The organism is Veillonella sp., assembly GCF_015058545.1.
Classification (GTDB): domain Bacteria; phylum Bacillota; class Negativicutes; order Veillonellales; family Veillonellaceae; genus Veillonella_A.
The window spans coordinates 1-11,942 of sequence record NZ_SVCB01000085.1 but is presented as its reverse complement, the minus strand read 5'-3'; the positions used below and the strand labels follow the sequence as shown (position 1 = coordinate 11,942).

Sequence of the window (11,942 nt, the reverse complement as noted above, 5' to 3'; positions counted from 1 at the left end):
TTTGCTAGAGTTCTGCCACCGCCTTCTCCATTTAAATATGCTGTAACAACTTTTAGCTTAAATTTAAAACTATATTTTGACATGAAAAAACCGACCTCCTTAAAATTAGATTTTTAGGTCTAACTTTAAGGGGTCGGTTCAGCATTATAAGCTTGTGTTGTCTTTTTATAATCCATCTCCATCTGATTTTTATCAGTTGTAATCAAACTTGCATCGGCTGTTCCTAAAGCGCCCAATAAAAAAGCACCCACTAAACCGGACAACACTACACCCTTAATTCGTTTTGTGCTACCGTTCTGATGGCTTTTAGCCAATTCAGACACTACAACATACATACCCTTTGTCTTGCTCCATACTACCTTGAATACCTTATTCATACGCTGTAACTCCTTTACCTACCTACACACAACCCTAATTGCTAGTTCATGCGATATTTTAAAAAAATTATTCCCAAAATCAATCTAAAAATTACATCGCTTCCTAACTATTTAGGATAACCAGCTCCCACTAAATTATCCTTAGATTTGTAAAAATGTTCCCTCAAAAATAAAAAAATTACCATTTATTTGATTATCGACATATATTTATCACATTTCGTGTTGATATATGTCAGTTAATCCTATTATTTATATATAAATAAATATTCAATCACTACCATCCCCTTTCAAAATACCCTTACGAGATATATAACCATATTTAACTAATAGATTATCATTTATCTCATGTATCTCTCCCTAAATTCATACTGTACATATCTTAGATTGTAGAGTTCATAATTCAAAAGCCACACTATCAGTCATAGTTAACCGCTCTTCATAATTACTCCATCTTAATTCTATATTCATTTTATCACCTTTCATTTTCATGTTCAACCATGAAGGACTAAATTTTTACACCTCAACATTATTTTCTATTTTGTTATAATTTTTATAAATTCAAAATATCTAAAACGCGTGATAATACAGGCTTTAAGTTAGGTTTAATCAATTAAATGTTTTTCTTTTCAATTCAAAATTACACATTACATAAATTTCACCAAGTCCTCTCACAATAGACGCTAAATATTTTATCAATTAGAATAATGCATATTCTTGAGACAAAATTTCACTTTTCATCTTAAACCCATAAAAACCTTATAAATTAAACTTTAATATTATATAATTATTGTGATGTCTTGTCATATTAAACCTAACACCACAAATAATACTTCACAAGTACACATTTATCGATAAACATCTTAGTTTTTCACGGCCATAATCTATTGAATATATAATTTTATGTATTTTTATACTATTTTTGAGAATTTTTATAATTATCACTATCCGTTCCAGAATCACATTTTCATAATCAATTCATTTTCAGCAACTACAAGTTTCAAAAGCGAAATAATGCACGCCAAAATTCATGAATCGAACTTTTTCTATATAGCAGAATTCAAAATACGCAAAAAAAGACGCTGTTTTATAACAGCGTCTTACTAATTAACAATATTTAATTATTAAAAAATTTTCTTATTTCTCAAAAAAATTTTATATTTGATATATAAAATTAGTCATTATGGGATGTTAAGAACTCAGCTAATTTTTCAACAGCTTCCGCTTCATCAGGACCATCCGCTTTTAATACCACTTCAGAACCTTTAGTGGCACCTAATGTCAACACAGTTAAAATGGATTTAGCATCAGCTTGTTTTTCACCGGATGAAATCGTAATTTTAGACGAAAATTTAGCGGCCAATTGCGTAAAAAGCGTGGCAGGACGTGCATGTAAACCGGATTCATTGGTAATAACTACTACTTTTTCAGTCATATCGGATACCTTCCTTCAGTAAATTCAGATCGGGTTAGTAAAGTAATAACTTTCTTCCCTTATATCTTATATAAAAATCGCTATTATAGCAATGTTTTTATAGTTTTCAAAATTACAAATCAAGCAAATTTAATCTCTGCATTTCGTTAAACTATACAATCGCACCGGCTATTATAAGGACAACCCTTTTTCAGCCAATGCTTCTTTCGCATAGGCTACAATTTCAGCTGCAGTGCTCATAGTTAAAGCTTTGGCCGCAATGGCTTCACATTCTGCTACTGTTACGGAGCGAACAATATTTTTAACTACCGGAATAGCGGAGGCGCTCATACTGAATTCGTCGAGGCCAAGGCCAAGTAAAATCATGGTAGCCAGCGGATCGCCGGCCATTTCACCACACATACCGGTAATATGCTTAACGTCGTGACTGGCTTCAATCGTGTGTTTAATAAGACGCAACACGGCCGGATGAAGCGGTTGGTACAAATGACCGATATTCTCGTTCATGCGATCCACCGCCAAGGTGTATTGGCACAAATCATTAGTACCGATGCTGAAAAAGTCTACATGAGGCGCAAATAACTCAGCTGCCACAGCTACGGCCGGAATTTCAACCATAATGCCAATTTGAATATCTTCATTGAATGCAATCCCTTCGGCGCGAAGTTCTTCTTTCGCCGTCTCTACTACAGCATTCGCCGCTTTAATTTCATCTATGGAAGCAATCATCGGGTACATAATCTGGGCATCCCCAAAAGCACTGGCACGCAATATAGCACGCAATTGTGTTTTGAAAATATCGGTACGGTCCAAACTGATGCGAATGGCCCGATAACCCAGGAACGGATTCATTTCTTTCGGGAGCTGCAAACATTTAAGTTCCTTATCGCCACCGATATCCATGGTTCGAATAATTACCGGATTACCGCGAAGGCGTTCAACCACCTTTTTCTAGACTTCAAACTGCATATCTTCGGAAGGCAATTCGTCGTTTTTCATATATAAGAACTCGGTACGGAATAAACCGATACCTTCTGCCCCTAAATGACAAGCATGGGATGCATCTTCCGCCTTGCCGATATTGGCAAAAAGTAACACGGACTTACCGTCTTTAGTTACCGCCGGTAAAGCAGCCGATTCTTTTAAAAGCTGAAGGTGTTCACGATAAGCCTTAGCTTCCGCCGTGTATGTTTCAAAATCCGCATCGCTTACATGGAGCAGCACTTCACCTTCCGTTCCTTTAACAACGGCATTTTCACCGTTTTCAAAAGCAGAAATATCGCCGAGACCCATAACAGCCGGAATTTCCAAGGTCCGTGCCATAATAGCCGCATGGCTGGTAGGACCGCCGCTGGCCGTCACCAAACCTTGAACAACATTCTTATCGAGGGCCGCCGTATCGGATGGCGTCAAATCTTCGGCAACGAGAATCACTTTACCCGTCAAATGAGCTAAACCACGCGGGCTCATGCCGAGTAAGTTACGCATCAAACGATCGCCAATGTCCTTAATATCGGCACCGCGTTCACGCATATACGGATCTTCCATAGCCAAGAACATATCGGCAAAGGTATTAATTGTCTGTTCCGCAGCCGCTGCCGCAGACTGCAACTCAACTTTTATAAGACCTTTAATACCATCACTCAAGGCCGGATCTTGCACAATCAGACCATGTGCTTCAAAAATAGCAGCTTCATCTTTCCCCATAGTTTCACGGGCCTGTTCTTCAATAGCCTTTAACTGTTCAATCGTCAACTGAACCGCTGCATCCAAAGCTTTGATTTCAGATTCCACTTCTTCAGTGGTAATCACGCGTTTTTCAATCACAATGGCTTCTTGCTTATACACATACACTGTACCGGTGCCAACGCCGCGTGCTCCGGAAATCCCTTTGAGTGTTACCTGCTCCATATCGTTCCTCCGCAATAGTTCTTACACTTTAAAGCTCAATTTAAAGTTCAATGTCGGTTTCAAACACTTCGGTTGCCGGTCCCGTCATGAATACGGTACCGTCATCAGCATACCGAATGTGCAATACACCTAAATATACTGCCACGTCGACTTCGCGACCGGTAAAACCATTTTTATGAGCCATAACTACACTGCCGCAGCAACCGGTACCGCAAGCAAGTGTTGCCCCTGCACCACGTTCCCAGGTGCGCACTTTAATATGAGTATCATCCACTACTTCAACAAAGTTAACATTCGTGCCTTGCGGAAATAACGGGTGTTTTTCAATCTTAGGACCTAATGTCAAAAGAGGCACCTTCGTTACATCCTCTACAAATACTTCCGTATGAGGTACCCCCATAAGCACAGAGCTCACTTTATATTCCACGCCGTCCACCGTAATCGGGAAATTCATAACTTCCGGCAAATCGGCATCCATAGGAATATCTTTGGCGGCAAAACTTGGTTTGCCCATATCAACGGTTACCAGTTCAACCTTGCCATTTTTGATATGTAATGTCGGCTTCATAATGCCCGCCAACGTTTCAATAGTAAACGTTTCTTTCGTCATAATGCCATGTTCATACGCATATTTAGCATAACAACGAATACCGTTCCCGCACATTTCCGCTTCACTGCCGTCGGCATTAATGATACGCATGCGTATATCGGCAACATCCGAAGATACTACCACCATCAAGCCATCGGCACCAATACCGGTCTGTCTGTGACAAAGGCGTCTAGCCAATTCGCTATAATCTTTATTACCGCCCGCCAGCTCCGTAATAATTACGAAATCATTGCCCAGGCCGTGCATTTTTGTAACTTTCATCAATCTATCTCCTATATTTCACGTATTACTACTTACCTTACTACTATTATATACTTTATATGTCATTTTCTACAATTTTCTCATAGTATTGTACTTTTTACTATAATATTACATTTTAGTTTCTACTTTATACAATATTTTTAAAAAGATTCTTAAAAATAATCAAAAAGCGTAAGCGTCCGCAAAATCTTCTGTTTGAGTTATATTATATCACACTTTGACGCATGCGAAGCATACAAAACGCTCATAATCAATCAATAAAAATCACATAAAATCACAATAAGTCATATAAGATAGTATTATGACAGAAATCATAAATTGTAAAAAGTCTATTTACAATGCCCATTTGGTATTCTTAAACACACATTATAACTAATCTGAATAGTGCAGTATTCCAATTCTTTGATTTCTATGCTATACTGACATTATCCTAATCTGACAAACTTTTCTATAGAGTGTACACAATCACAAGGAAATCACCTAGATTAGTCCCCAACTATTACGTAATATAATAAATATATTACGAGGTGCCTTGCCATTGTTTATACTCTTATCATTTTGTAAAAAGGAGGTCCCCCAACAGTTTAGAATTTTGTTTTAACTTAATGTATGCAAACTGTATAAGTTTTTAACTATATTGTTTTTGTACGACACAATTCTTTAAAAGATAGGTTTTCAATACTAAGTAATTTTTTTATCACACGTTATTATTTTAATTTGTAGATATAAGCCTTTTAGGAATTTATTTCATAATATATGCCGAAGGTCTTATATAGACGCTAAACCGAATAAAATGCTTAGTATAACTTGTTACTTTAAGTAAGTTACCCTCTGCGTTTAAGCGTGAAAGGATGATTGCACCAATGTTGACAACATTTTTAGCATTACTGCCAATCTTATGGTTAATCGTCGCATTAGCCATTCTTAAAATGCCGGCTTGGAAAGCGTGCGGCATCGCCGCCATCGGCTCTTTTATTCTTGCTATTACCTATTTTGAAAAAGCTGCAGGCGTTATGTTCTCCGGCGCTTTAGAAGGTGTGGCTCTTGCGGTATGGCCTATTTTGCTCGTTATTACCGCCGCTATTTTCACTTACAACTTAGTGGTTCATACAAAAGCTATGGAAACCATTAAGATGATGTTATCTTCCGTAACTTCCGATACGCGTATCTTGGCCCTCTTATTGGCTTGGGGCTTCGGTGCCTTCATGGAAGGTATGGCCGGCTTCGGTACTGCCGTTGCTATTCCGGCGGCTATGATGGTGGCTGTAGGTTTCGACCCGCTCAAATCCATCTTGGCTTGTCTCGTAGCCAACTCCGTACCGACTACTTTCGGTTCCATCGCGATTCCGACAACTACGTTGGCATCCTTAACTAACCTTGATCCGGTTCATCTTGGTACCTTCATTTCCTCGCAATTATTTATTCTTAACGTGATTGCTCCATTCTTCGTTGTTGGTATCATCGGTGGCGGTTTCAAAGCGTTAAAAGGCGTTTTCACCATTACCTTGTTATCCGGTTTGGCTTTAGCGGTGCCTGAATTATTAATCAACGCCGCTGCCGGTCCGGAATTATCCGTAATGGTTTCTTCCGTTATCATCATGGGTGTTATTATCTTAGGTGCTAAATACTTACCGACTAACGACCCTGAATACAAAGTGGAATCTACCACAACAACCTCTGTAAGTGCTAAAGAAGGCTTCGTAGCCGCTTTACCATTCATCTTAATCGTTATTCTCTTGATTTTAACTTCCAAATTGGTTCCGGCTATCAACGGTCCGCTTTCCACTATTAAAACAGCTGTGCCAATCTACCAAGGTCCCGGCGCAAAGCCTTACACCTTCATGTGGGTTGCTACTCCTGGTATTATGATTTTCATCGCTGCTTTCATTGGCGGTTCGGTTCAAAAATCCAGCTTTGGCGAAATGTTTGGTGTGTTAAGCAAAACTTTTGCTAACTTAAAATTCACCTATTTAACTATCATCTCCGTAGTAGTTACCGCTAAATTGATGACATACTCCGGTATGACTACCGATATTGCAAAAGCATTAGTAGCTGCAACCGGTTCCTTGTATCCTGCCTTTGCGCCACTCGTTGGTGCTCTTGGTGCCTTCTTAACAGGTTCCGGTACAAATGCCAACGTACTCTTCGGACCATTGCAATTGGCTGCTGCGCATGACTTGGCACCTGAATACAAAGACTTGCCACTCTGGTTGGCTGCTATTAACTCCGGTGCCGCCGGTATCGGTAAAATGTTCTCCCCTCAGAGTATTGCTATCGCCATCGGCGCTGTTGCTCCGGCTTTAGATGCTTTCATCGAAAGCAACAAAGTGGACGATGCTAAAGCTACTCAGTTGCGCGACAGCATTAAAGCCAATGTTATCATGGTGTCCGTATTAAAATACTTCATCATCTTCATCGTGGCTAATGGCGTTATCTCCTACTTCGGTCATAACTTCATTGAACACATTCAGACTTTCTTGTTGTAATTTGAAAAAGACCAAGTAGAGTAAAGCCTAAGGCTCTACCCTAAAAATCAATCCCCTGTGATTATATCCATATCGCGGATATAATCGCAGGGGATTTTTATATGTTCCTTATTCTACTTTTTACCAGACGCTTTCTTAACCGGAATTCGCAAAGTCTTTAAATATTCTTTTTGTTCCGCCGTAATGCGACGGCTTTCTACCGCCTTTTGAATTGCTTTATTGTGCGTCCAATCATCTAAATGCTGCTTTTCTAAATACGGCAACACTTCCTCATAGTTAAACGCCAAAGCCGTGGCAAAATACCAGGCAGTCATCATATTAACGTAATACTCGTCGCTGCGAATTGCCGCAATCGCATCAGCCTGCTTAGTTTTAAACAAATCACCTAAGAAATAAGACATGAACACACAAATCCCAAAGCGAATCGTGTATGGATGTGAATCCTTAATCCATTTATACGCTAATAGCTCCGCTTCAGGTCTATGTTCTGCAAATATTTTAGGCGATATAGTATCACAAGTAGCCCAATCTTCCACATACGGCAAAAATCGTTCCAATTCTTCAACCAATTCGTTAAAATCCTTCATTTCAGAAAGCAAAATGGCATGTAGCAATTTTTCTTCAAAGTATTTATGCGGCAGGTCAGCAAAAAAAGATTTAACCTGTGTCGGCTCTGATTTATCTAATTGTTTAGCGTCTTGCAAAAGCATCTTGGCCAACTGACGCAATTTAGGAATTCTAACTCCGATAATCGTCTCCTGCGGCACTGTCGGATTGATTTTGCCTGAATAGGCTTTATAATCCAGATCTTGCAGATTCAAAAGTTCTTTAGTAATGTCTATCGCCATTGCTACCCCTCCTCACGTGTTTAAAAAGCCTATTTTGTAAATATCAACCGACATTATTAGCATCAAATTCTTCTACGTCAATCACCGTGACACCCGCTTCACGCAAGCGTTTAGCAAACACACCTTCGCCGGGAACCAGGGTCTTCGTAAAAGTACCGTCGTAAATCTCTTTAGATCCGCAAGATGGGCTTCGAGACTGTAAAACGGCGAGAGTTACTTGATTTTCTTTAGCTATATCAAGGGCTCGTTCAGCACCAAGCCGAAACTCCTTATCTACCGATTCGCCGTTCTTATTCGTCACTACACCATTTACAATCTCCGCCGGAATACGCGGTGTGGAAAGACCTCCCAATACTTCAGGACAAACAGGGATTACTTCAAAGTCCGCATCAAGGTTCTCTTGCTTAGCAATATACTCGGCCAGAGCTTGATTGAAATTATTACCACCATTGTATTTACAGTTATTTCCTAATAAACAGGCACTAACTACAATTCGTTTAGGCATCACTACACTCCTTTGGCATTTGAAGTTTAGACTGCAGATTTCTCTAAAAAATCATCTTTCCAGATACTTAACCGGCACTTCTTTGGTAAGCCACACATTATTTACAGATAAGTAAAAAATATAACCGTCACGGCTCATCTCGCCACTTTTTACTTTATAAACAACCGGCTTACCATGACGTTTGCCTACTCGTATAGCAGTTTCTTCATCCCCTGATAAATGTACATGCAAACGATTCATAGGCAATAAACCTTTTTCATCAATGGCAGCTACGGATTTTTCACCGGTTCCATGATATAAAATTTCCGGAGGAATTGCCTCCTCCAGTTCAACATCGACTTCAATTGTATGCCCTTGGTTGGCACGAATCTTAGTATGACTTTCATCGAAAGAGAATCGTTGCTTATTATTCGTCCGTACGATTTCTTCGAGCATTTCCATAGTTATGGCATGACGCGGCTGCATTTTCTCCAGTAGCTCCGCCACATCAGCCCAACCATGTTCATCAAGCTTAAGACCAATTTCCTGAGGTTTATGGCGCAGGACCATACTAACGAATTTACTCATGCGCATTAAGATTTTAGGCATACTATTCTGGCCCTGAGTCATAATATTCACTTCCTTTTAGATGTTATAAAATAAGATTTCTCTAATAACCTCAATAAAAATATGCATATATAATCGTATATACTTAAATCGTATCTATATTTTTAAACATATCATTAACAATATAAACTGTCAAATCTCTTAATATTAATACTTTAATTTCAATATATAAACGTCCTTACGAATAATATTTCAATACAACGTATTTACATTGTTAAGACAAAGTTATACAATGTAATTATAATATCCGAGTAAAATTATATATTGGAAATAGTCTATTAAATTTTTCTGCAACAAAAGGAGATGTATCGTATGGCTGCAAAATCATCAAATTTAACTGCGAGAATTGAGCCCGAATTAAAAGAGAAAGCCGAAACCATTTTATCAGCCCTAGGAATTTCTACTTCTAGTGCAATCAATATGTTTTACAAACAAATAGTCTTACATGGTGGACTTCCATTTGAAGTCAAACTTCCAATATCCCCTCCACGTAACTTTTACGACTTATCTGAATCAGAATTAAAAGATGAAATACAAAAAGGTTTAGATGATATACAAGCCGGTCGAACCATTAGTGCAGAAAAGTTTTTTTCTGATATTCATAAGGACTACGAAATATGACTTATACCGTCATCCTTTCAAGGCAGGCCGCCATTGATTTACAAGATATATACCAATATATTGCCCTAACATTATTATCTCCTAATAACGCTGCTAATATGCGTAATAAGCTTAAAGAAGCTATTCTCAGCCTCAAAACTTTTCCGGAACGTTATCGTATATATCCAAAAGAGCCTTTGAAAAGTCAAAATATCCGAATATTTCCACTTAAAAGTTATATTATTCTGTACAATACAGACACTACTTCAAATATAGTCAACATTCTCCGTGTCATGTATGGGAAAAGGAACATTCCAAATCATTTAGTTTTACACGAAAATCGAGAAATTTATAGCCCTGCTATTTAATTTCACTACACAAAACCCTCGGTTTGAAAACCGAGGGTTTTAGTATATCCAAATTCATCATTCAGATATCAATTATAGAGTTATTTGTCTCTTATTCCCACTCAATGGTAGCCGGTGGTTTAGAGGTAATATCATACACAATACGGTTGATATGTTTCACTTCATTGATGATACGTACAGAGATTTTATCCAACACATCGTACGGAATGCGTGCCCAGTCAGCTGTCATGAAGTCAGTAGTGGTTACGCCGCGAAGTGCCAAGGTGTAATCGTAAGTACGGAAGTCACCCATAACGCCAACGGTACGAGTGCCGGTTAATACGGCAAAGTATTGGTTGATGGAACGATCGAGTTTCGCGTTCGCAATTTCTTCACGGAAAATAGCGTCCGCATCACGAAGGATGTCGAGTTTTTCAAGGGTAATTTCGCCCATTACACGAATAGCAAGACCGGGACCCGGGAATGGTTGACGCCATACTAAGTAATCGGCCAAACCAAGTTCGGAACCGAGTTCACGTACTTCGTCTTTAAACAAGTTGCGAAGTGGTTCAATAAGGCCTTTGAAATCAACAACGGCCGGTAAACCACCTACGTTATGATGGCTCTTGATGACAGCCGCATCACCTGCACCGGATTCGATAACGTCCGGATAGATGGTACCCTGTGCCAAGAAGTCAACGGCACCGATTTTACGACCTTCGTCTTCAAATACGCGAATGAATTCTTCACCGATAATTTTACGTTTTTGTTCCGGTTCTTCAACGCCCGCTAAACGACCCAAGAAACGGTCGGATGCATCTACACGAATGAAGTTCATGCCGGAATCTTTGAACGCCGCTTCTACTTCGTCCCCTTCGTTTTTACGCATCAAACCATGGTCAACGAAGATACAAGTCAACTGATTGCCAACCGCCTTAGAGATAAGAGCTGCCGCTACGGAGCTGTCTACGCCGCCGGAGAGAGCCAATAACACTTTGCCGTCGCCAACAGTTTTGCGGATGTCTTCAACCGCAGTTTTGGCGTAGTTAGCCATTATCCATTCACCATGACAACCGCACACTTCAAACAAGAAGTTGCGAATCATTTCTTTGCCGTGTTCGCTGTGAAGCACTTCCGGATGGTACTGCATAGCATACAATTTGCGTTCTTCGTTCTGCATAGCGGCTACCGGGCAGTTAGCCGTATGAGCTACGATTTCAAAACCTTCCGGCACAGATGCTACATAGTCAACATGGCTCATCCATACTGTTTCGTCTTCACTGAGACCTTTGAACAATGGAGACTGTGTATTTACTTTTGCCTGAGTTTTACCAAATTCACGAGCATCAGCAGATTTAACTTCACCGCCCAAAGTATGAGCCATGAGCTGCATGCCGTAACAAAGGCCCAATACCGGCGTGCCTAATTCGAATACTTCCGTTTCAATGCGTGGGGATTTTTCTTCATAAACGCTATTAGGACCACCTGTAAAAATTACGCCCATAGGGTTCAATTCTTTGATTTTAGCAACCGCTTTGTCATATGGGTACACTTCGCAATAAACGTGGTTTTCACGAACGCGACGTGCAATCAACTGATTATACTGACCGCCAAAATCAACAACGATAATAAGCTCTTTTTGGTTCATTATGCCCTCCATTAATGTAACAGTACTGCCTATGTTTACTCTTTTTTTGTAAAAACATAAAAAATGTTATTCATAGCTACTTCTAAATAGTTCTATTACGTATTTATTCAATCTATTATACCATAGAAAGCAAGTTATCGCCTAACTTCTGAAAAATAAATTCTCAATTTAGTCCGTCACAGACAAACAAAAATAGAGGCAATCATAACCGCAGTTACAGTTACCTCTATTTTAAAACTAAGGTGGGGCGACACTCCCACATCTCCTAATCAAAGGTCTTACACCTTATCCGGCGACGGCTGCCCGTTCCG

The 11,942-nt window shown here is 39.3% G+C and carries 10 protein-coding genes and 1 pseudogene; 3 read left to right on the top strand and 8 right to left on the bottom strand.

Annotated elements, in window-relative coordinates; all coding sequences use genetic code 11:
• Positions 1-125: 125 nt before the first annotated feature.
• The 4 genes and pseudogenes from E7204_RS05750 to dapF all read right to left on the bottom strand — a co-directional run bounded on the left by E7204_RS05750 (position 126) and on the right by dapF (position 4,591).
• Positions 126-377, bottom strand: a complete 252-nt coding sequence (locus tag E7204_RS05750) for an ESPR domain-containing protein (protein ID WP_295182657.1) — start codon at positions 375-377, stop codon at positions 126-128.
• A gap of 1,171 nt (positions 378-1,548) precedes the next feature.
• Positions 1,549-1,809, bottom strand: coding sequence for an HPr family phosphocarrier protein (locus tag E7204_RS05745; RefSeq protein WP_021840113.1), 261 nt, complete (start codon positions 1,807-1,809; stop codon positions 1,549-1,551).
• A 171-nt stretch (positions 1,810-1,980) separates the two neighbouring features.
• A pseudogene (ptsP, locus tag E7204_RS05740) lies at positions 1,981-3,720 on the bottom strand (phosphoenolpyruvate--protein phosphotransferase).
• A 40-nt stretch (positions 3,721-3,760) separates the two neighbouring features.
• Positions 3,761-4,591: a diaminopimelate epimerase gene (dapF, locus tag E7204_RS05735; protein WP_295182652.1), complete on the bottom strand. Its 831-nt coding sequence runs from the start codon at positions 4,589-4,591 to the stop codon at positions 3,761-3,763.
• A gap of 863 nt (positions 4,592-5,454) precedes the next feature.
• Here dapF and E7204_RS05730 point away from each other — a divergent pair.
• Positions 5,455-7,077, top strand: a complete 1,623-nt coding sequence (locus E7204_RS05730) for an L-lactate permease (protein WP_295182650.1) — start codon at positions 5,455-5,457, stop codon at positions 7,075-7,077.
• 113 nt (positions 7,078-7,190) lie between these two features.
• On the opposite strand, the gene E7204_RS05725 is transcribed toward E7204_RS05730, so the two are convergent.
• From E7204_RS05725 to E7204_RS05715, 3 genes are read right to left on the bottom strand one after another with little or no spacing between them, the layout of a single operon-like run.
• Positions 7,191-7,925: a DNA alkylation repair protein gene (locus E7204_RS05725; RefSeq protein ID WP_295182646.1), complete on the bottom strand. Its 735-nt coding sequence runs from the start codon at positions 7,923-7,925 to the stop codon at positions 7,191-7,193.
• A 43-nt stretch (positions 7,926-7,968) separates the two neighbouring features.
• Positions 7,969-8,430, bottom strand: a complete 462-nt coding sequence (locus E7204_RS05720) for a DUF523 domain-containing protein (protein WP_295182645.1) — start codon at positions 8,428-8,430, stop codon at positions 7,969-7,971.
• A 51-nt stretch (positions 8,431-8,481) separates the two neighbouring features.
• Positions 8,482-9,039 carry an RNA 2'-phosphotransferase gene (locus E7204_RS05715; RefSeq protein ID WP_295182642.1) on the bottom strand — a complete coding sequence of 186 codons (558 nt, stop codon included), beginning with the start codon at positions 9,037-9,039 and terminating at the stop codon, positions 8,482-8,484.
• Positions 9,040-9,348: 309 nt separating this feature from the next.
• Between E7204_RS05715 and E7204_RS05710 the strand changes: the two genes are divergently transcribed.
• The gene (locus E7204_RS05710) at positions 9,349-9,657 is read left to right on the top strand and encodes a type II toxin-antitoxin system RelB/DinJ family antitoxin (RefSeq protein WP_295182639.1); all 309 of its coding nucleotides are present in this window, start codon (positions 9,349-9,351) and stop codon (positions 9,655-9,657) included.
• The gene (locus E7204_RS05705; RefSeq protein WP_295182636.1) at positions 9,654-10,004 is read left to right on the top strand and encodes a type II toxin-antitoxin system RelE/ParE family toxin; all 351 of its coding nucleotides are present in this window, start codon (positions 9,654-9,656) and stop codon (positions 10,002-10,004) included. The genes E7204_RS05710 and E7204_RS05705 overlap by 4 nt, the downstream gene beginning before the upstream one ends.
• Before the next feature lie 91 nt (positions 10,005-10,095).
• On the opposite strand, the gene guaA is transcribed toward E7204_RS05705, so the two are convergent.
• Positions 10,096-11,631 (bottom strand): glutamine-hydrolyzing GMP synthase, encoded by a 1,536-nt coding sequence (gene guaA, locus E7204_RS05700; RefSeq protein ID WP_295182633.1) that lies wholly within the window; start codon positions 11,629-11,631, stop codon positions 10,096-10,098.
• Between the last annotated feature and the right edge of the window lie 311 nt (positions 11,632-11,942).